The sequence below is a fragment of the Chitinophaga sp. G7 BAM 1005 genome, from assembly GCF_057126945.1.
Genome location: NZ_CP181478.1, coordinates 4,344,387 through 4,362,856, shown reverse-complemented (window position 1 = coordinate 4,362,856; position 18,470 = coordinate 4,344,387). Strand labels below are relative to the sequence as shown.

The 18,470-nt window shown below is 43.3% G+C and carries 25 protein-coding genes; 14 read left to right on the top strand and 11 right to left on the bottom strand.

All coding sequences use genetic code 11. The features are described 5' to 3' along the window. Window positions 1–78: 78 nt before the first annotated feature. From ACMXI2_RS17315 to ACMXI2_RS17275, 9 genes are all read right to left on the bottom strand, one after another. Window positions 79–303 carry a helix-turn-helix domain-containing protein gene (locus tag ACMXI2_RS17315; protein WP_483777345.1) on the bottom strand — a complete coding sequence of 75 codons (225 nt, stop codon included), beginning with the start codon at window positions 301–303 and terminating at the stop codon, window positions 79–81. Between the two features lie 46 nt (window positions 304–349). After that, on the bottom strand, window positions 350–718 hold the full coding sequence (locus tag ACMXI2_RS17310) for a hypothetical protein (RefSeq protein WP_483777344.1): 369 nt from the start codon (window positions 716–718) through the stop codon (window positions 350–352). 282 nt (window positions 719–1,000) lie between these two features. Continuing rightward, entirely contained in the window at window positions 1,001–2,065 is a 1,065-nt protein-coding gene (locus tag ACMXI2_RS17305; protein WP_483777343.1) for a serine hydrolase domain-containing protein, read from the bottom strand. 17 nt (window positions 2,066–2,082) lie between these two features. Then, window positions 2,083–3,132: an alpha/beta hydrolase gene (locus ACMXI2_RS17300; protein ID WP_483777342.1), complete on the bottom strand. Its 1,050-nt coding sequence runs from the start codon at window positions 3,130–3,132 to the stop codon at window positions 2,083–2,085. 53 nt (window positions 3,133–3,185) lie between these two features. Then, window positions 3,186–3,584: a hypothetical protein gene (locus ACMXI2_RS17295; RefSeq protein ID WP_483777341.1), complete on the bottom strand. Its 399-nt coding sequence runs from the start codon at window positions 3,582–3,584 to the stop codon at window positions 3,186–3,188. A gap of 109 nt (window positions 3,585–3,693) precedes the next feature. Further along, entirely contained in the window at window positions 3,694–3,927 is a 234-nt protein-coding gene (locus tag ACMXI2_RS17290) for a hypothetical protein (RefSeq protein WP_483777340.1), read from the bottom strand. A gap of 57 nt (window positions 3,928–3,984) precedes the next feature. Continuing rightward, the gene (locus ACMXI2_RS17285) at window positions 3,985–4,800 is read right to left on the bottom strand and encodes a sterol desaturase family protein (protein WP_483777339.1); all 816 of its coding nucleotides are present in this window, start codon (window positions 4,798–4,800) and stop codon (window positions 3,985–3,987) included. Window positions 4,801–4,912: 112 nt separating this feature from the next. Further along, entirely contained in the window at window positions 4,913–5,689 is a 777-nt protein-coding gene (locus tag ACMXI2_RS17280) for a LytR/AlgR family response regulator transcription factor (protein WP_483777338.1), read from the bottom strand. Continuing rightward, entirely contained in the window at window positions 5,686–6,708 is a 1,023-nt protein-coding gene (locus ACMXI2_RS17275) for a sensor histidine kinase (RefSeq protein WP_483777337.1), read from the bottom strand. The genes ACMXI2_RS17280 and ACMXI2_RS17275 overlap by 4 nt, the downstream gene beginning before the upstream one ends. 561 nt (window positions 6,709–7,269) lie before the next feature. Between ACMXI2_RS17275 and ACMXI2_RS17270 the strand changes: the two genes are divergently transcribed. Beyond that, entirely contained in the window at window positions 7,270–7,530 is a 261-nt protein-coding gene (locus tag ACMXI2_RS17270) for a hypothetical protein (protein ID WP_483777336.1), read from the top strand. A gap of 432 nt (window positions 7,531–7,962) precedes the next feature. Here the strand turns inward: ACMXI2_RS17270 and ACMXI2_RS17265 are convergent, their stop codons facing one another. Continuing rightward, window positions 7,963–8,514, bottom strand: coding sequence for a hypothetical protein (locus ACMXI2_RS17265; protein WP_483777335.1), 552 nt, complete (start codon window positions 8,512–8,514; stop codon window positions 7,963–7,965). 114 nt (window positions 8,515–8,628) lie between these two features. Here ACMXI2_RS17265 and ACMXI2_RS17260 point away from each other — a divergent pair, with 114 nt between their 5' ends. From ACMXI2_RS17260 to ACMXI2_RS17235, 6 genes are all read left to right on the top strand, one after another. Next, on the top strand, window positions 8,629–9,519 hold the full coding sequence (locus ACMXI2_RS17260; RefSeq protein WP_483777334.1) for a LysR substrate-binding domain-containing protein: 891 nt from the start codon (window positions 8,629–8,631) through the stop codon (window positions 9,517–9,519). A 403-nt stretch (window positions 9,520–9,922) separates the two neighbouring features. Then, window positions 9,923–10,249, top strand: coding sequence for a response regulator transcription factor (locus ACMXI2_RS17255; protein WP_483777333.1), 327 nt, complete (start codon window positions 9,923–9,925; stop codon window positions 10,247–10,249). Between the two features lie 670 nt (window positions 10,250–10,919). Then, window positions 10,920–11,360 carry an alpha/beta hydrolase gene (locus ACMXI2_RS17250; RefSeq protein WP_483777332.1) on the top strand — a complete coding sequence of 147 codons (441 nt, stop codon included), beginning with the start codon at window positions 10,920–10,922 and terminating at the stop codon, window positions 11,358–11,360. Continuing rightward, complete coding sequence (locus ACMXI2_RS17245) at window positions 11,338–11,604, top strand: zinc-binding dehydrogenase (RefSeq protein ID WP_483777331.1); 267 nt, start codon at window positions 11,338–11,340, stop codon at window positions 11,602–11,604. The genes ACMXI2_RS17250 and ACMXI2_RS17245 overlap by 23 nt, the downstream gene beginning before the upstream one ends. A 104-nt stretch (window positions 11,605–11,708) precedes the next feature. Next, window positions 11,709–12,347 carry a class I SAM-dependent methyltransferase gene (locus ACMXI2_RS17240; protein ID WP_483777330.1) on the top strand — a complete coding sequence of 213 codons (639 nt, stop codon included), beginning with the start codon at window positions 11,709–11,711 and terminating at the stop codon, window positions 12,345–12,347. A gap of 108 nt (window positions 12,348–12,455) precedes the next feature. Next, window positions 12,456–12,641: a DinB family protein gene (locus ACMXI2_RS17235; RefSeq protein WP_483777329.1), complete on the top strand. Its 186-nt coding sequence runs from the start codon at window positions 12,456–12,458 to the stop codon at window positions 12,639–12,641. A 118-nt stretch (window positions 12,642–12,759) separates the two neighbouring features. Here the strand turns inward: ACMXI2_RS17235 and ACMXI2_RS17230 are convergent, their stop codons facing one another. Further along, window positions 12,760–13,209: an SRPBCC family protein gene (locus tag ACMXI2_RS17230; RefSeq protein ID WP_483777328.1), complete on the bottom strand. Its 450-nt coding sequence runs from the start codon at window positions 13,207–13,209 to the stop codon at window positions 12,760–12,762. Window positions 13,210–13,541: 332 nt separating this feature from the next. On the opposite strand from ACMXI2_RS17230, the gene ACMXI2_RS17225 reads away from it, so the two are divergent. From ACMXI2_RS17225 to gwsS, 7 genes are all read left to right on the top strand, one after another. After that, window positions 13,542–14,513 (top strand): aldo/keto reductase, encoded by a 972-nt coding sequence (locus ACMXI2_RS17225; protein ID WP_483777327.1) that lies wholly within the window; start codon window positions 13,542–13,544, stop codon window positions 14,511–14,513. Window positions 14,514–14,555: 42 nt separating this feature from the next. After that, the gene (locus ACMXI2_RS17220; protein WP_483777326.1) at window positions 14,556–15,368 is read left to right on the top strand and encodes a helix-turn-helix domain-containing protein; all 813 of its coding nucleotides are present in this window, start codon (window positions 14,556–14,558) and stop codon (window positions 15,366–15,368) included. A 411-nt stretch (window positions 15,369–15,779) separates the two neighbouring features. After that, complete coding sequence (locus ACMXI2_RS17215) at window positions 15,780–15,956, top strand: hypothetical protein (protein ID WP_483777325.1); 177 nt, start codon at window positions 15,780–15,782, stop codon at window positions 15,954–15,956. Between the two features lie 34 nt (window positions 15,957–15,990). Further along, the gene (locus tag ACMXI2_RS17210) at window positions 15,991–16,170 is read left to right on the top strand and encodes a hypothetical protein (protein ID WP_483777324.1); all 180 of its coding nucleotides are present in this window, start codon (window positions 15,991–15,993) and stop codon (window positions 16,168–16,170) included. Between the two features lie 94 nt (window positions 16,171–16,264). Next, window positions 16,265–17,239, top strand: a complete 975-nt coding sequence (gwsG, locus tag ACMXI2_RS17205) for a grasp-with-spasm system ATP-grasp peptide maturase (RefSeq protein WP_483777323.1) — start codon at window positions 16,265–16,267, stop codon at window positions 17,237–17,239. Next, window positions 17,217–17,396 carry a hypothetical protein gene (locus ACMXI2_RS17200; protein WP_079472628.1) on the top strand — a complete coding sequence of 60 codons (180 nt, stop codon included), beginning with the start codon at window positions 17,217–17,219 and terminating at the stop codon, window positions 17,394–17,396. The genes gwsG and ACMXI2_RS17200 overlap by 23 nt, the downstream gene beginning before the upstream one ends. Window positions 17,397–17,398: 2 nt before the next feature. Continuing rightward, window positions 17,399–18,469: a grasp-with-spasm system SPASM domain peptide maturase gene (gene gwsS, locus ACMXI2_RS17195; protein ID WP_483777322.1), complete on the top strand. Its 1,071-nt coding sequence runs from the start codon at window positions 17,399–17,401 to the stop codon at window positions 18,467–18,469. Window position 18,470 lies beyond the last annotated feature (1 nt).

Sequence of the window (18,470 nt, the reverse complement as noted above, 5' to 3'; positions counted from 1 at the left end):
TCTAATTGATTTGATAAGGCAAAGTTCCGCCTAAAATGTACAGCCGGAGCGGAACAATCAAACCAATAATTATGATTTTCAAACCTTTCTAAAGGAATTCGGCGTCGTTCCGGTGATCCGTTTAAAGTAGTTATTGAAATACGCCGGGTATTCAAAGCCCAGCGAATAGGCTATATCAGCCACGCTCCAGTTGGTATGCTGTAAAAGGGCCTTTGCTTCTGCTATGATGCGGGCAGTTATGTGGGCTGATGTAGGCTTACCTGTTACTTCTTTGATCGACCGGTTTAAATAGTTTGCATGCACAGAAAGGTTTGTGGCAAAATCCTGTGCTGTCCTCAACTTAAGCGGGTCACTGCTTCGCTCTATGGGAAATTGCCGCTCCAGCAGATCCATAAACAAATGACAGATTCTTGTAGCCCCATTCCTGAAAGGCAAAACATTTTGTGACGGCTGTACCACTCGTCCTTTTGGTACGACGAACGATGGAATGTGGCACTTTCGGATTTACAAAGAAAAGTACCGTTCCCTTTATTTCCAGCAACTGACCACCATAGTCAATCGTCATGTCGCCACTGACCAACCCCATTTTATAGAAATCACGCCGGCCCTGCCGGACCGGTATATCAACTGATGGTGAGAGTTCGTGAACCTTGAAACCTTTCAGTTGTAGCTCTTTTATATTTAATCCCGGGATGTCAGATACTTCTTGAAGTGCCATATGGCAAAATTAACAAAATCAAACATCATTCTGATTACTGCAGCGATCGCTTTGTATATATTTAGACAACGTTTTGGCTTCATCTGCTAAGACAGCTAACAATTTTATCTCCGGCAAGAACGGGTTCGGCATTTGCACCATAAGGTTCACTGGAAGATTACAAAGCTTACGCTAGTCGCGGGCTTTCTAAAAGTAAATGCCAGTTATTCCGCATCAACAATGTCTCAAATAAAGAAGACCTGAGTAGATATCAGGTCCCCTTAAGTACTGGTGTTTAAAATGCTACTTTATCTGAGCATCGACCAGTTTTCTCAACTCCGCATATCGAGCTTGCCTCCCGTCAGACTTCAGATAAAAAGCCATTAAAAATGCGCAATATCCCTTGTTGTTATCGACCCACGGGTAACTGCCAAAAAGGCCCGGACTGCTGACCGTACCATTGCCCATGATCCACTCACCGTAACCATACCCTATGCCTGTGGCTTCCGCAGGCGCATAGGCTACTCTGACATCAGGGGTTATTCTGTTTGCCTGCATTTGGTCTATACTTTTTTCTGATAAAATCCTTTTCCCATTGAAGACGCCCTTGTTTAAAATCATGGTTAAAAAGTGGATGTAATCTTCTGGTGTACTACTGGCCCCGCCTGCGGGTAAGGCTACTACGCCATTTCCAAAATTCGTGTTTTTCATTTCCAGCGGCCCGGCGATGCGATCAGCAAACAATGTCTCAAAACGTTTTCCGCTGATCTTTTCGAGCACTGCTCCTGCGATTTGCAGACCGGTATTGCTATAACGAAAAACTGTTCCTGGAAGTCCTTCTGTGGGGAAGGCAGCAATCTGTTCTATAACCTCGTCCATATTTTTGGCTTCCCTCATCGCCTTCAGGTCTTCTTTTAAATCTGGGGAAAGGATCCCGGTCATATGCGACAGGCAATCTGCAATCGTAATGCTGCCTTTCCCCTGTTTTGAAAGCAAGGGCATGAATTTCCCGACAGTGTCGGTAAGTTGTAATTTACGCTCATCAACAAAGGTCATTATGAGGGCAGCACTCAGCCATTTGCTGCAACTGGCGATCTGCTGTTGGGTTGTTTCGGTATAGTCGTTAAAATCGGGCTGTTTTCCCTGTCTTTTGGCCATTAGCCTGATCAGTGTCTGCTGTTTACCATTCATTTGATTGGCAGAATGGCTATAAACGATTTTCCCGTCTTTACACACAACCAACATCAGGCGTCCACCCATTTCACCGGCATGGGAGTCGATCCATTGATCTACCTGAGAAAATGATTGTTGGGCGTAGGCGCCGCCAAATGAGAACAGAGCCATCAGCAGTAATACTATCTTTTTCATCATCTTGTTTTAAACAGTTATTCGCAGTAGGCTATTCTTGGATTGTATAGCACATTGCTGCACTTAAATTTATATTTGTCCTGGCTGTATCTGGGCACAGGAGCATCAGTAACTTCAAGAGGAGCCATATATTCACCCTTATATCCAGGCATGGTTACCTGCTGGACTGAACCATTTCCAAGCGCTATATTTTTCCCCGTTGCGCTGCTATTGAAACTGTAATCAATCAGCGCATCGAGCAAACGGTATACCCCATAGTAGTCATATGCATCATAGGCGGTACGGGTGCTGGGCAGGATATGATTCGTGGCGTATTTATAGCCTGCCACCGTAGAAGGTTTCAGGTAATAGTAGTCTTTTTCAGTATTGGAAATATTGATATTCTTAAAGATGTCGATGGCCATTCTATGATCGTTATAAACATCTTCATCATAGACCTGGGTGATCATTTTCGTATTGGCCGGAAAGCCGGCGAGCTGGGCGGGAGTGATCTGGTAACTGTACCAGGGCGCCATTGTAAACAGGAAACGCCCGTCCTGGCCCCATCCTTTTTCCGTGAAAGCTTTATAGGAGAGGCTGATCGATGCGCCCCCACCGAAGGAATGGCCCATGAAGCCAACTTTTCTGGTATCGATAATACCGGGGTATTCAGCCGCCGCCTTTGTGAAGCCGGCCCATAAAGTTATGTAACGGTGGTCAATACTTACATCATTGGTCGCGTAGGGAACAAATACAACCACATAGCCCTTTTTGGCAATGAACTCGAAAAGCCCTCTGTTATATTCTTTGCTCTCACCGCTATAAGGATGCGAATAGAAGATAGTTGGCCGGGGAGAGGAGATACCAGATGGATAGAATATGGTCACATTGGTCCCTGGGTATTCAGTGTTGGGGAAATCAATCTCTGATACGGCGTATGTACCATCGGCGCCATATCCTGTAGAAGGACGGGAAATTGGTCCTGCAAGATCATCATCGACCGGTTCGGTTGAGGGCGCATTTGTACTTTTAGAACAGCCTGAGAAGATCATGGCCAGCAGGCATAAACTGAATAATATCGTTTTCATTTTTCTTTTTTATTGATGCATTAAATCTGATGTAAGGAACCCCATGCTGTTATTTACTGATCCTTTCTTTTTTCTTTCAGTTGTGCCTTCATCTCCAACTGTATAGCCTGGTATTGTTTGTACTGCTCCCCGGTGAAGACCTTTTTGAGCTCTGTATCTTTTTCTTTTTGCAATGACTTGAGCTGTCTGAACTTAGAAAACTTACTGTCGCCGCCTTTCAGGATCGGCTCATTCCTTATGGCATATTTCAGGTTGATAGCATCAATCTGACTAATTTGCGCGGAGTCTAAATCCAGCTTACTCCTTATCATTTCCGTCTGGAACTTTGCCCTTTCCTGTGGGGTTTTACCTTGCACTGGGGAAGGATTCTGTGCCATAGCCATCAGGCTGACCAGCATAGATAACAGGGTCAGTGCCGCGGCTATGCCTTTTGTGGTGTTGCTACTTTTCATATTTGTTGAATTTATTTTTTGGATGTTTAGATACTGATATTATTGTCACTGATAGCCAGGTTTCAGGTGCTTTTCCATCATAGTAAATTAGAGATGGTAGTTTGGATGGTCAGCGATGAACGACAACTACGCGCCCGCGTACTACCGGCCGTACCACGGCGACTGCTGGCCGCACAACAACAACTGGCCTTACTACTACGCGTCTTACCGGGCATACAATCACTGGCCGGGCCGGAGCCACTACTACACGACCCACAGGCTTCCCTACAATGACATGCGTCTGGGCTTTTGCATTTACGATACCAGCGGCGGTGAAGCAAATGATTAAAATGATCTTTTTCATAATGTTTAATTTTAAGATGATATTTATAAGTATGACGGTTTTTTTGCAGCCGGGTTTTCACTTTTCCGGTGAAATGTCTAATGGTGGGGTTGAAGTGACTGTCGGGCTTTTTGAACCGGCCGGTTTAAACCAATTGATAAAACCCTGCAAAACCAGCCTGAATGGATTGTGGCTTAAAAAGCCGGTCGTAAGGCCGTAAACTACTTTCTCGGTTTCCGGCTGGTAGGTGCCAAACAACCTGTCCCAGATAATTAAGACACCTCCAAAATTCTTATCGATATAAATGGGATTACTACCATGGTGTACGCGGTGTGATGAGGGCGTATCCATTACCTTTTCAACGGAACCAAGTCTGCCAACAGCTTCGGTATGCAGCAGAAACTGGTAGGCAAGATTGAGTGCGTAGGAGACCACAATAAAATCAGGCGGCATCCCCAGCAATGCTGCCGGAATAAAAAACATGGGGCTGACAAGTGCTGAGAACCAGTTAAGCCGGTAAGCAGCCGTCAGGTTCATACGCATCGCTGAGTGATGGACCATATGAAACGCCCATAAGGGTTTCCAAAGGTGTGATGCCCGGTGGAACCAGTAATAAATAAAATCAACCGTGATAAAAGTGAGCAGGAAGACCCAACCGCTTTGCGGCAGCCTGAACGGAGCAAGACCGGCAAAAAAAACGAGTAAGCTCAACTGGTAACCGGCAAACAGGTATTTAGAGAACTGAAACCCTGCAAAAACAGCCAGATTGGAAACAGTCTCCTTTACATGGTAAGCGCCTTTGTCTTTTTTCCAGCTCCAGATGATCTCAGCAGAGATAAGTACTGCTATAACCAATAATATGTAAATCCGGTAGGGTCCGATGTCGTTTTTCATTTCCTGGTCTTTTGTTTGTATTGGCCTGATGGCTTGATACAAAATTGACTCAAAAGAAGATTTCAGACCTTGGTAAACCCGGTGAAATAGAAAAATCAGGGGGTGAACTGACCTAGCTGTTCATCCATTTTTTAAATTCAGCAGACCTGGCTTTACTGATAATAATATGTTCGTCCGGCTGTGGTTTTACCTTGACCAGTAAACGCCCGTTGAAATAAAATTCGGCCTCGGTGACAGCGTTACGATTGAGGATAAACTGGCGGCTTACCCTCAGAAATAATGTTGGGTCCAGCTGTTGTTCCAACTGCTCCATGGTTGACTCTACGATATATTGTTTGTCATCGATGGTGCGGAGATAGACCATTTCATTTGCTGTATAGAACCAGGCTATTTTTGATGTTTCCAGTGGGATCAATTTATCCCGGTAGTGTACCAGGAAGGATTTTTTGTAGGACTTGGTCAGGTTGCCAAGTTGCGCCAATAATTCAGCCAGCATCGGCCCGCCTGGTTTTTCAGCAGCACCAGTCAAGTTTTTATATTTGTCCAGGGCGCTTTTGATCTCATCGGGGTCAAATGGTTTGAGAATGTAGTCGATGCCGTTGTTCTTGAAGGCAGTAATCGCGTAATCGTTGAAGGCTGTCACGAAAATAACGGGACGGGATATCGTTGTCTGTTTGAAAATATCAAACGAAAGGCCGTCCGCCAGACGGATATCCATAAAGATCAGGTCATACAATCCAGGATGGTCATTGAACCATGTGACCGCACCAGACACGGCACTCAATGTTTTAACAACAGTGATGTGTTCATCTGCTTCATTTAAGATTTGGATCAGGCTGCGCGCAGTCGCTGCTTCATCCTCCACGACCACTATACGGGTATTTGTCATTGTTTTAAAGGGAGTTTTACGATAAAGTGTGTATCTGACCGGCTGATTTCAATTTCATGGTGAATCATGATCCTGAAACGTTCATTCAGGTTGGCAAGGCCCATTCCATTGCTCGCTTCCGGTGTTGGTATTTCCCAAAGGCTGTTACTGAAAATAAGCTGACCATCCTTTACTTCAATTTGTACCCGTAATGGCCTTTCAGCTGTTGCTGCATTATGCTTGACTGCATTTTCAAGCAGGGGCTGCAACGATAGATGAGGTATTTTAACCGGCAGGTAAACATCGGCTATATTGATTGTGAGCTCAAACGCATCTTCCAGCCGCATGGAAATAAGTTTTGCAAATGATCTGAGCATCGTCAGTTCATCTGTAAGGGGGACCAGATCCTTATCGGAACCTACCAATGCATAACGAAAAACAGCAGACATATCACGGATGTATTTTTGAGCCTGTTCCGGATTTTCACGGACTACTGCTGAAAGGCTGCTCAGGGAATTGAACAGGAAATGTGGGTTCATCTGCTCTTTTAGTAATTGTAACTCCGAGGCCAGATAAGCATTTTTCAATTGCTGATTTTCGGCCGTTATGCTCCTGGAATTCTGCATCAGCAAAATGATCTTAATGATGATGGCTGTCAATATTGCACTCAGGCCCAGTCGAAAGAATGAAGCTGAGAACATCAGGCGCGTCAATTGGAGACCCGGGAAAAACAACCGTTGTAATACCGTGCCGATAATCAATAAAACACAAAATGCAAGGAAATTGAAAACAGCGTAGAGTAAATACTTTTCCTTTTCCCGGTAAGATGACAGCCATTTTCCCCTGCGGAGGTTAACGCTGAAAAGAAGAACACAAAAAATCAGGTTAAATGTAAACTGGAATAAAAGCTCATAAGGATTAAAATGCCAGTACCTGGCCATGAGTCCATTTTCACGCAAAGCTAAAAGTTTTGGTGAGTTTACCATCAGGGCGATCAGCAGGGAACTGTACCAGCAAATACGGTGCTCATTTTTATTCATCGTTAAACTTACGGAAAAATTGATTTTCTCAGGCGGCTACAGCCGTCAGTTCGATAAATCAGGGGGTGAAATGGAATATTTCAACAGTCAGTTTGACTGCATCTTTAAGTTGAAACGATGGTGACAACCGGACAACGACGGTATTATACCGGTAGTCGGTTAAAAGCCTGGTTTATTCACTTCGGGTACGTCATTTGGCTGTTTTCGTTTTAAAATAGTGAAAATCCGTGAAAAACATATAAAATTGAGCGGACATTATCGATGCTAACTTATAAAGGGGAATTGAACCAGATGTCAGGTTTGAGGTGGTTGATGGATTGGCGAAATGCTGCAGTATCCTATTCTTCAGGTTAATGGAGAGTTGCTCTAAAAATTGTCTCCCCATTTTGATTCCGTCGAATATAACTAAATTTTGGGCGAATATCGGCTTATAACTTTCGAATATGAAACGGAGGGATGAACTGTATCATTACTCATCTATTTTTGATGTGAAAATGTTAATATGAAAAGTACCGCTATTATTGACCTATGAAGTTATTAGCGCCGTTAAAAACCAAAATTATGTTGAAATTTAACAAAATGAGTAAAAAGCCGCTTGATATCCTGTATGCAATACTTTGGATAGGCATTTTCGGGGCATTTGCAGTTTATGTATATTCGGGCAAGGTATTCGAACCATATAACGGGAAGATTCATATTGTTGCCATTTTGATAGGGTGGGTGGCACAATATATTGGTTTGTTTCTTACGGCGCTACTCTTGTTTGCAATAGGAGTGTATAAAGCGTTCATGATTTTATTTAGTAATAAATACGGGAAGTAAATTACGACGATACAGAAACTGAATAAAGCCTTGGGTAGGAAGTGTTAATATTATCCGCTAAATGATCGGGCTACTTGATCAAAAATTAACCGATATTTTTTCATGCTACCTTGATTTGTTCCACAAAAGGTAGCTCTTTATATCTTTATGCACTTTTTAAAGCAGCTGGAGCAGAGAGAATTACAAGCAATGCTTTTCCGCGCAGATGATAAACAGATTAACTGGTGTGAATACTGACAGCATTAAAGAAAATCTTCGTGGGATTATTTACCCCAAAATTCTCACCCAAAAGAACGGGCAGAAATAGTGAATGGTATAGCCGTTGCAAAGGTTTACTTTAAGAAATTGGGCCACCCTCCGGCTGTTAAGCTGCTGGAGGGAATCACCGAAAATACAGCGTGGCCTTAGTAAAAACTAGTCATCGGTAATTAATTAAATACCATAATTACCTGTAAGTGCTTTCTTTTCTATGCTTTTGGCAAAGAGCGGTGTTTCTTCATTGTTATGGGCGTCCGAAGCAACCTGACGGTCATGTGCCGCCTGGGCCAATGTAATATTATGTGCTTTTATGAATTCAAAGAATTCGGGTGTTGCTGTTGCATGAATTTCGTTGATGTATTCGCAGGTATTATCATCCAGTTTGTTTGCCTTGAGCTCCCACAATACCTGAACTTTACTGCGACCGTTTGCGGTAATGGAGTCGGATACAGACAACATACGGCAATAGTCAGCTCTGTATTCAGTGGCTACATAATGTTGGATGATTAGTGCATTACCAATGGTTTCAACATTTATCGACATAGGTTCTCCATCCAAAGTTCGAGTAAAACCAGCAGCGATATGGGCTGTGGAGCATCTTTGATATTCTTCATCGGGAAGATTGAAAAGCCAATCGGCGATGTTTACTCTTTCGATTGGAGCATTGATGATGGCTTTGACGGTAGAATGTGAAAGTCTGTTTTCGGAGGTTTGCTTGATTTCCATAAAAAGTGTTTTTGAATTTGATAAGTCAAAGGTCAAAATAAATTACTGATCGTCTAAATGCTTATTTTCGATATACTTTATCGATATAACCGATCAAGTACTTATCTTTATAAAATGGAGCTTCGCCAACTAAAATACTTTATCAAAGCCGCCGAACTGCAAAATTTCACCGAAGCATCGGGTGCTTTGTTCATTACCCAGAGTACATTATCACAACAGGTCAAACAACTGGAGGAAGAGCTAGGCATACCTTTGTTCGATCGGATTGCGAAAAGGGTGAGACTGACGGATGCCGGTAAGGCTTTTTTACCCTATGCACTCAGGACAGTAAAGGATGCCGATGATGGTAAGGAAATGTTGAGGGATCTGATGAATCTGCATGCAGGGACGCTAACGATTGGTGTAACCTACGGACTGACAGGTTTATTGACCAGGGCCATACTAGACTTTTCTCAAAAGTATCCCAATATTCAGCTGCAGATCGGTTTTGGAACCACACAGGATCTTATAGAAAAGCTCGATCAGGGCCAGCTTGATTTAATGTTGTCTTTTTTGCAGGGAGAAAAAAACGGAAGCTATAAAACTGAACGTCTGTTTTCATCTTGTCTGGCACTGATTGTGCACAAAGAGCATCCTATGGCTGCACGAAAACAAATCAACATCAAGCATTTGGGAAACCTACCCTTGTTGTTGCCATCCGGGGGATACAGTATCCGCAATTACCTTGATATATTATTGCACAAACACAATTTATCGCCAGATATCAAAATGGAAGTAAATGATATCAATACACTTTTACAACTAGTGAATAGTGGTCGTTGGGCGACGATACTAATGGGGTCATCTATATTTAATCACCCGGAATTAAAAGCTATCAAAATAGCGGGTGAGGGGATGACCCGGCTAGCTACAATAACATGGCCAGCTGGTTCCTATCATAAAAAATCAGCGCTATTACTTGCGCAATTATTATCGGATCAGGCCAAAGATTATTATGTTGAATAATCATGATAAAAAGGGGAATTTCAATACTTGATTATCTGCATCGGGAATTTACTGGCAGTGCTTCATTCAATATCCATTTGCTGCAACAGGCCATCACCAATAACATATACATGCTTCACTTTACTATTAAGAAAAATATGACCGTTTAAGTCTTTGACCAGTTGTTCAACTTCAACTTCGCCTTTTCCGTCAGGGCGTTGTGTATGTTCTGAAAGTGGATAGGTATTATTGTCTGTTTTGGGAAAAGAAGCAGGTATTTATACCTGTTTTTGAGGAACCCCGGGCATCAGCTACATTTTTTGTAACTACATTACAGCATCTTTGTCATGCGCTATTAACCAAATCCTATAAAACACACTTAAAATGAAGCAACACCTCTTTTCTCTTATCCTATTGCTGGGCTTTGCCGCCACAGGAAGTACAGGAAGCCATTATCGCCGTGCACACTAAAGGATCCTATATCAATGAGCGCGCGTTGAAGGCCTTGCAACTCAGAACGGTGAGAACTGTCCGGAGCAAGCCACAGAACCTGTCCATCACCAAAAGAGAGGAAGAGATATTGCAGCTGGTATGCAGACAATATACCGCTGAGGAGATTGCACAGGAACTTTTTATTAGCGTAAAAACGGTCAATGGGCACCGGAATAACCTGCTGCAGAAAACGGGTTCACGTAATGTTACCGGTCTGGTGTTATATGCCATCCGGAATAATATCGTATCGTTGAAATAATATTGTCATTTACACGCATGATAGGTATTAAGGTGGTATATAGCATTTATATTTAGCCTTAACCTTCATATTTGTGAAACTCAGTTATTATTAAATAATATCCATCCGGGTCTCTGAGCGAAAATTCTTTTCTTAATGAGTTTGGATTTAAGTGAATATCCTCTTCGATAGCACCACCTATTGTTTCAACCATTTGTGAAGACAGAGTACAATTTCATTATTTTCCGATACTAAAACAGCAAACTCATTTCCACCGTGTATTTTTTCTAAAATTAAATACTTGTTGGTACCACATTGAGCTGGCTTCGATGTCTTTTACGGCTATTATTGGGTCAATTTTTGTCATTGTTTTTGAGTATTATCACCCTAAAAGTAATAATTACATAATGATTTCTGAAAGGACGCTAAACAGGTGTGAAATTTCAGGTATCCATTAAGTGTGATAGGATTGCCAGGTTGGAACATTAACTTGTACACTGAAATAAGAATTTATCCGTTTAAAAGTAAAAAACTGCGCATAAATTTCTAATATTGCACTCTCATAGAAAGTGAGAATACGCTGATAATTGTTTGGTTTTACCATTAATTCAAGACCTATACGAATGAAATTATATTCAAAATCAGTAGTTGCCTTGCTGCTCGAGAGGATTATCAGGTAATCTATCCCCAAATGGAAACGGATGATGCTGCTCCGGATTTTGGTTGGCTGAAGCAAATAGGCGAAGAAATTGCTAACCTCAGAGACGATGTTATTTTGGTGGCACATTCATTAGGTGCGTCACTGCTGCTGAAATACCTCTCAGAAAATGAGCGGCCGGAAAGGGCAGTAGGAATTTTCCTGGTATCCACGCCATTTTGGAGCGGTAATGAGAAATGGGTACAAGGATTAAAACTTCAGGAAGATTTCCCCGGAAACCTTCCAAAAAATAGTCGTATCTTCTTTTATCATTGCCGGGACGATGAAGAGATCCCGTTTGACCATTTTACATCATACCGGCGTAAAATTCCGGGAGCTACTTTTCGTGAAATTGAAAGCGGAAGACACCAACTGGGAAACGATCTTAATCTGGTAGCAAAAGACATCAAAAATGGCAATCCAGTTTTTAAATAAGATGGGACATGAGGTTTATGCATTTTCTCATTCCCCGGAAAAGAAAGAGATGATTAATCAGTTGGGCGCTGAATTTATACTTACCTCAAACTCTGCTAACCTTACAACGATTAATAAGAAATTTGATTTTATTATTTCTACATTAAATGCACCGTATGATCTGGAGGGTTTTCTAAAAACCCTTAAACCACAGGGGGAATTTTGTGTAGTAGCTACACCTTTTCTCTGCGAAGCATCATATTGAGAGCGCGGTGGATGTTATGCCATTTTCCGAGATGAATGAAGCGATAGAAAAGGTAAGAACAGGAAAAGGCGGGATTCGGTTAATATTGGAAAACTAAGATGAAAATGAATGCACAGGAAAAAGTATTAAGCTGCTATAACCAGGTAGCCGGCGACTATGCCGCTGAGCGTTGGGACGAGCTCTCAAAAAAGCATTTTGACCGGTTGTTACTGAAGGAATTTGCATTTGTCAATAAAGGCAAAGGATCATGTGCCGACTTTGGCTGTGGCCCGGGACAAACAACAAAATTTCTGTACGACAGTGGCATAAAAGATATCATCGGCATTGATTTGTCGCCGGAGATGATTAATGCTGCCCGCGGGCTTTCTCCTCAGATCAAATTTGAAACCGGGGACTTGTTGAATATCTTTTATCCACCAGGCTCTCTCGGAAGTGCGCTTGCATTCTATGCGATAGTGCATTTTACTAATGACCAGGTAAGGAAGTGTTTCGAAGAAATAAACAGGGTGTTAAAAACAGGTGGAGATTTTTTATTTTCCTTTCATGTGGGAGATGAAGTTGTTCATTTTGACAAAGCTCATGACAAGGAAATTGATATTGATTTATTCTTCTTTAAAACAGACAACATAATAAAACTACTTTATGGAACTGGTTTTAATATAATTGATGCTATAGAGAGACGTCCGTATGAAGATATAGAATACCCAAGCAGAAGAGCCTATGTCTGGGCCACCAAAAAATGAAGAGAAAGACAGCGGTTACATAATTAGAACTCTGCGGGAGCTTATTCTACCAGGGTTTTATGGAGTGTATGCCCCTGCTTTCGGCGTTTGGGAAAAATCATACTATCCATGAGTTCAGGGATATTGATAAAGCAAACCATAAAAGGAGGAAGGACTTTTAACAAAAAGATCTGTGAATTATTGTTTCACGTTATTAACCATTCCACTTATCATAGGGAACAAATTGCAACTGAGTTTAAGCAAACAGGGCTAGATCCTTTGGCCACTGATTATATTCTCTACGAAAAGAAGTAATGCAGGCAGTCTTCCTTTTGCAATGAGGCATTATAAACAAAAACAAAAGCCGCATAGGTCTTACGATTTATACGGCTTCGTCTTTTACATCGGTATTATCTGGCGGCCATGAGCCCGATCATGCATCCGGTATTTCAGGTTCTACCAGCTTGGCCAGTTTCTCCAGGGATTCCTGCCAGCCCAAATAGCACATTTCCACGGGGATGGCAGACGGAATTCCCTCCTGCGTAATTTTTATTTCTGTGCCCGCAATCGTTTTGCGAAGCCATACACTGGTGATCATTTCTCCCGGCAGGTTTGGATCGTCAAATTTATCAGTGTACTTCAAAAATTCGTTTGGTTTGATTTCCAGGTAAACACCGCCAAATGAATGGCCGTTCCCGGTCGAGAAATTCTGGAATGACATCTTAAAAGAACCACCTGTCTCTACATTCATCTGGTGGACGGTACACAAAAACCCATAAGGAGGCAGCCATGAAGCGATTGCCAGGGCATCAGTAAATGCGCGGAATAATTTTTCCGGAGATGTTTTAAGCATCCTGTGCAGTGAAACAGTGTTGTTTGACATAAGATATATTTTGTCCCTACTCATCTGGCTTTTCGGTTCCGCCCGTTTTTAATGTGGTTGCTGCTCCACTTGTTCTCTATGCTGATTAATTATCTTGTAACAAAGATGGAAATAAATTTAGATTTAGGCAGGGGGTGTATACGACAATACCACGGGTTATTTGCGACCTGGCAGGGGGAGCTGAAACACCTTATCAGGGTATAATGTTGCCATTATTCCTGAAATGTAACCCCGGGAGTGAGCTATCCAGGCAAGTAGAATGAGCCATAAAGGAAAGCGGCTATCGCCTGCGAAAGCTGATCTTTGTGCCGTTAATCAATAAAATAGCAACAATGACAACAATCACAAAGATAGCCCTGGGCAAAAATGGTCCACTCGTTTCTAAACTCGGATTAGGCTGTATGCGCATGTCGCCCGTTTGGGGAGGCCCGGCAAATGATGAAAACGAAAGTATTGCTACCATTCAGCAGGCATTGGACAGCGGTATTAACTTTCTGAATACAGGAGACTTTTACGGCAGCGGCCACAACGAACTGCTTGTGGCTAAAGCCATCAAAGGTAGGCGGGACGATGCCTTTATAAGCGTGAAATTTGGCGCCATCTTTTACGGCAATCAAATGCTTGGATTGGACTTACGTCCCATAGCCATTAAAAATTTCATCAACTATTCCCTGGTACGTTTAGGCATAGATACTATCGATCTTTATCAGCCGTGCAGGCTCGATAACAGCGTTCCCGTGGAAGACGTGATTGGTACTGTTGCCGACCTGATCAAAGAGGGGAAAGTGCGTTACCTGGGTGTTTCTGAAATAACCGCGGATCAATTACGTAAGGCGAATAGTATTCACCCGGTAACGGCATTGGAAATAGGCTATTCACTGGCAGACCGCCAGATAGAAAGTGACCTGCTTCCTGCCGCAAAAGAACTGGGTATAGGCGTTGTAGCATTTGCCAACACCGCCGAAGGACTACTCACCGGTGAAATGAAAGCACCTCTTCCGGCTAATGCCTACCATCATCACTTCTCACGGTTTCAGGGAGAAAACCTGATAAAGAACCTGGAAAAAGTGGAAGTATTAAAACAAATGGCAAAGGAGAAAGGGTACACACCAACACAACTGGCAATCGCCTGGGTAAATGCGCAGGGAAATCATATCATGCCATTGATAAGCATGAGCCGGAGATCACGACTGCCGGAAAACATAGCCGCGATGGGGATTGCGTTCACTCCCGGTGAGTTGAATACGCTTAATACGCATTTTTCAGCGGGCGCCATACTTGGAGGAACCTACCTGCAGCGATAACGGAATGGCGCAGAAGCCCCATCTGTTTTATATCTTTACATAATGACGAACCCAACTGAAATAATTCCCGGAGTCCTCTTTTACTCTTACTTCTCTGCCATGAGAAAGGAGAAGGTCGCATTCCTGGAGCATAATATGCTCGTAATGCAGGTTTCGGGCCGTTTTACCTTGGAAACTGCCAGTCAAAAAATCTCAATGGGTCGCGGCGAAATGTTGCTGATACAAAAATATCAATTGGGGGAAATTACCAAGATGCCTTTGGACGGTGAGGATTATCAAACCATTGTTATTTGCCTGAAAGAAGACCTGCTCAGGAAGATCGCCCTGGAGGAGCAGATAGAGACAGACCAGAAATACACTGGTCCATCCAGCATTCTTATCCCCGGAAACGATTTTTTGCATGCCTTCTTTCAATCTGTACTTCCGTATATTCGTCATCCGGAAGATAAAGTAACCAGTGCAGTGGGCATGCTTAAAGTAAAAGAGGCGGTATACCTTCTCCTGAATACCATGCCGGGGCTCAGTAAATTCTTATTCGACTTTTCGGAGCCTCATAAGATAGATCTGGAAAAATTCATGCTCAGCAATTTTCACTACAACGTTCCCGTTGAAAAATTTGCACGGCTTACGGGAAGAAGTCTTGCCGGGTTCAAACGTGATTTCCAGAAAACATTCGGGATGGCGCCCCGGCAATGGCTATTAGAAAGACGGCTGGAGGAAGCCCGGCATCTTATGGAAAATAAGAACAAAAAACCATCTGCCATTTACCTGGACTTAGGATTTGAAAGCCTCTCTCATTTCTCGCATTCTTTTAAGAAGAAATTCGGCAAGGCGCCCACCGAATGGGTAATTTAGAGAAAAGGATCACAGGAATTTTTTAGAGGCTGCGCACTGTGTAAGCCGTAAGCGGTATGCAGACAGGGTTTGCCGGGTAGGGCACTTTGTTCCGGTCACAATCCGGAAGAAAGCACCAGGGCACCACCCGATAACGCCGCCGGTCTTTAGGAACTGGCGTCGTGAATTTGTGATGCCAGTCATTGTACACCTACTTTGTTTTGCAGATCCGCAGCCATCTGTATAGCCTGGCGAATCCTTAACCAGAATAGATAACTGTGTGAAACAAACCACAGCCCCCCTGACGGTTTACCCGCTGCAATTATTCCTCAAAACGCTACGAATATGGATCGTAACCAGCCAAATATGCCTTCGGCTTCCGTGAAATTGGCCCCGCCGCCTAATTTTAAGGCAGATTTAAAATCCAATAACATGAAACAGTTAGAAAAATTGGTTACCAAAAAGGTAGCATCACCGGAGACTGTGAAAGGCGGCAGAGCATTGGCCCTTGAATTCTTTCTCGACGACCAGGAAAGAACCACGGAAAACTACGCATCGTGGAACGGTCAGCATTATGTAACTGATACCCGGAATGATCCTAACAAGTAACCCCCCAAACGTAAACCTCTAAAAATTAAAAACTATGGAAAAGTTGAAAAAACTGAATGCAAAAAAAGTAGAATCTCTGGAAACAATTAAAGGAGGAAAACTCGCCCTCGTGAGCGAATTGGCCGACTCCGGCGATGGTGCAGGTACCACCATTCACACGCCTACCCATTATTCAGGTCCGGATGTTTACTTGTGCGACCACAAACGTGACTAGTACTAAACATCTCCTTCCGCCATTATTATGACCGGAAACAACAGGACTGCCGGTATTACCGGTAGTCCTTACTACCAGTAATCAACTGTACACCATGTCCAAACAGATCCTCATATTAAGTCAATCGCACCTGGAAGGCACCACTGATCATGTTTGCCAGTGGATGAACCATTTGCGGATACCCTACCTGCGGGTGAATGGGGAGGACTTCTTCCATTTTCAAAACCTGGATGATCTGCCAGGCAACAACGAAGTAGCTGCCGTTTGGTACCGCAGAAAGATCAGCAGCTTCCCTGTAAAATACAGTCTTAAACAAACGGATTTTAATACCCAGTACATCCTGAAACGTTTCCTGGTAGATGAATTCAACGGCCTTCATTCCCTCTTGTTTTACACTATTGACCGCCATAAGTGGCTCAATGACCCCATCTCAGAAGATAACCTGAACAAATTACACGTATTGAGCCTTGCCCGCCAATGCGGGATGAACACCCCTTTTACAGAAGTGGTGACCACCAAAGCGGCAATTATACACCTGCTGGATAAGCGCAAAGAACTAATCGTAAAGCCTGTCAGCGAATGCATTTTCCTTGAAGATGCGGAGGGTGGACAGTACAAGATGCTCACCAAAACCATTAACAACGCCAATCTGCATCTGGTACCTGAAAAGTTCTTTCCCTCGCTGGTACAGGAAAAAATTATTAAAAAGTTTGAGATACGCACGTTTTACCTGGATGGAGCGTGCCATTCTATGGCTATCTTTTCCCAGGATAACCGGAAAACAAAAGATGACTTCCGGAACTACGATAACCAGCGGCCCAACAGAACAGTACCCTACAAACTGCCGGCTGACCTGGAACGGAAGCTGGACCAGCTGATGAAATCATTGCGCTTCCGGACAGGTTCCATTGACCTGATGGTAGACATGCAGGGGAACTATCACTTCCTCGAAATTAACCCGGAAGGCCAGTTCGGCATGGTGTCTTATCCCTGCAACTATTACCTGGAAAAAAAGTTAGCACAATTGCTGCATAAAAATAGCTCCCATGAAAAAGAAGTTCACCAGTAAGCTGAAAGAGAAAAAGGGATTGCCACTGTCGCTGTATTTCCTGGAGAAAAATAACCAGCAGCACACCAGCTCCATCCTCAAATTTGAAAAAGCCCCGAAAATAAACTCCGACGGGTTCGAGCTTTTCAATTTTTATAAAGTGATCTCCAAATTCTGATAATGGAATATTTAAATCTATACGCAAACTGCCGGCTCGTAAAAGGAGCCTGTATGTCGCTGCTCTGCGATTTGCAGATGCGCAGGTTTTATCATATCCCAAACGATACCGCCGATGTGCTCATCTTCCTGCAACAGCATTCCATCGCCGAATGCATGACCCACTACGGAGAAGATAACCGTAAAACCATTACGGGCTACATTGATTTCATACTCAATAAAGAACTGGGGTTTACAGATAATCAGCTGTTGCCGGAACTAACCCCACTGGACCTCAGCTGGGACAGGTATTCAGATATCACCAATGTAATTATTGAGTACAATGAAGATATCAGCTACACCAGCTCCTTTTTCCGAGAACTGTTCGACCTGCATGTGCAGGGGCTGGAGATCAGGTGTTACCGTAAAACCACGCTGGATAAGATCCGTGGACTACTGGAAGTGTTCAACGGCACCACGCTGAAGTTCATCAAACTGGTGCTGGCGTATGATGATAGGCTGGACCTGCAGATACTGGATAAACTGGTGAAGCAATACCCGCGGGTAAAGGCGCTGCTGATACATTCCTCACCGGCTGATAAACCAGAGAAGATATTTGAAGGTTCTGTACCGGTGATATTTGTTAGCGGTAGTATCAATTCCTGCCTGGCCTGTGGCGAAATCCGTTCCGGCTATTTCATTTCAAATATGGAGTTGTTCACGGAGAGCCAGCATTATAATACCTGCCTGAACAGAAAACTGAGCATAGACCTGAACGGGTATATCAGGAATTGCCCTTCCCTGCCAGACAACTTCGGGCATGTAATGGACACGTCGCTGCAGGAAGTGTTGGATAATAAAGCGTTTCACCGGTATGCGAAAATCCGCAAAGATGAAATTGCGGGTTGTAAAGACTGTGAGTTCAGACATGTATGTACTGATTGCAGGGCTTACCTGGAAAACCCGCAGGATATTTATTCCAAACCGCTTAAATGCGGGTACGATCCGTATAACAGTACCTGGGAAGACTGGACGAAGAATCCGTTGAAGCATGCTGCCATAGCCGGGTACGGATTGGGAGAGATAACAAATTAAT

Bases quoted from the DNA above. Each gene is read 5' to 3' on its own strand.
- ACMXI2_RS17200 (WP_079472628.1), top strand. From the start codon at position 17,217: ATGAAAAAGAAGTTCACCAGTAAGCTGAAAGAGAAAAAGGGATTGCCA.
- ACMXI2_RS17270 (WP_483777336.1), top strand. From the start codon at position 7,270: ATGTTGAAATTTAACAAAATGAGTAAAAAGCCGCTTGATATCCTGTAT.
- gwsG (WP_483777323.1), top strand. From the start codon at position 16,265: ATGTCCAAACAGATCCTCATATTAAGTCAATCGCACCTGGAAGGCACC.
- ACMXI2_RS17250 (WP_483777332.1), top strand. From the start codon at position 10,920: ATGGAAACGGATGATGCTGCTCCGGATTTTGGTTGGCTGAAGCAAATA.
- ACMXI2_RS17230 (WP_483777328.1), bottom strand. From the start codon at position 13,209: ATGTCAAACAACACTGTTTCACTGCACAGGATGCTTAAAACATCTCCG.
- ACMXI2_RS17245 (WP_483777331.1), top strand. From the start codon at position 11,338: ATGGCAATCCAGTTTTTAAATAAGATGGGACATGAGGTTTATGCATTT.
- ACMXI2_RS17275 (WP_483777337.1), bottom strand. From the start codon at position 6,708: ATGAATAAAAATGAGCACCGTATTTGCTGGTACAGTTCCCTGCTGATC.
- ACMXI2_RS17305 (WP_483777343.1), bottom strand. From the start codon at position 2,065: ATGAAAAAGATAGTATTACTGCTGATGGCTCTGTTCTCATTTGGCGGC.
- ACMXI2_RS17280 (WP_483777338.1), bottom strand. From the start codon at position 5,689: ATGACAAATACCCGTATAGTGGTCGTGGAGGATGAAGCAGCGACTGCG.
- ACMXI2_RS17235 (WP_483777329.1), top strand. From the start codon at position 12,456: ATGAGTTCAGGGATATTGATAAAGCAAACCATAAAAGGAGGAAGGACT.
- ACMXI2_RS17310 (WP_483777344.1), bottom strand. From the start codon at position 718: ATGGCACTTCAAGAAGTATCTGACATCCCGGGATTAAATATAAAAGAG.
- ACMXI2_RS17225 (WP_483777327.1), top strand. From the start codon at position 13,542: ATGACAACAATCACAAAGATAGCCCTGGGCAAAAATGGTCCACTCGTT.
- ACMXI2_RS17260 (WP_483777334.1), top strand. From the start codon at position 8,629: ATGGAGCTTCGCCAACTAAAATACTTTATCAAAGCCGCCGAACTGCAA.
- ACMXI2_RS17265 (WP_483777335.1), bottom strand. From the start codon at position 8,514: ATGGAAATCAAGCAAACCTCCGAAAACAGACTTTCACATTCTACCGTC.
- ACMXI2_RS17210 (WP_483777324.1), top strand. From the start codon at position 15,991: ATGGAAAAGTTGAAAAAACTGAATGCAAAAAAAGTAGAATCTCTGGAA.
- ACMXI2_RS17285 (WP_483777339.1), bottom strand. From the start codon at position 4,800: ATGAAAAACGACATCGGACCCTACCGGATTTACATATTATTGGTTATA.
- gwsS (WP_483777322.1), top strand. From the start codon at position 17,399: ATGGAATATTTAAATCTATACGCAAACTGCCGGCTCGTAAAAGGAGCC.
- ACMXI2_RS17300 (WP_483777342.1), bottom strand. From the start codon at position 3,132: ATGAAAACGATATTATTCAGTTTATGCCTGCTGGCCATGATCTTCTCA.
- ACMXI2_RS17240 (WP_483777330.1), top strand. From the start codon at position 11,709: ATGAATGCACAGGAAAAAGTATTAAGCTGCTATAACCAGGTAGCCGGC.
- ACMXI2_RS17215 (WP_483777325.1), top strand. From the start codon at position 15,780: ATGAAACAGTTAGAAAAATTGGTTACCAAAAAGGTAGCATCACCGGAG.
- ACMXI2_RS17290 (WP_483777340.1), bottom strand. From the start codon at position 3,927: ATGAAAAAGATCATTTTAATCATTTGCTTCACCGCCGCTGGTATCGTA.
- ACMXI2_RS17220 (WP_483777326.1), top strand. From the start codon at position 14,556: ATGACGAACCCAACTGAAATAATTCCCGGAGTCCTCTTTTACTCTTAC.
- ACMXI2_RS17295 (WP_483777341.1), bottom strand. From the start codon at position 3,584: ATGAAAAGTAGCAACACCACAAAAGGCATAGCCGCGGCACTGACCCTG.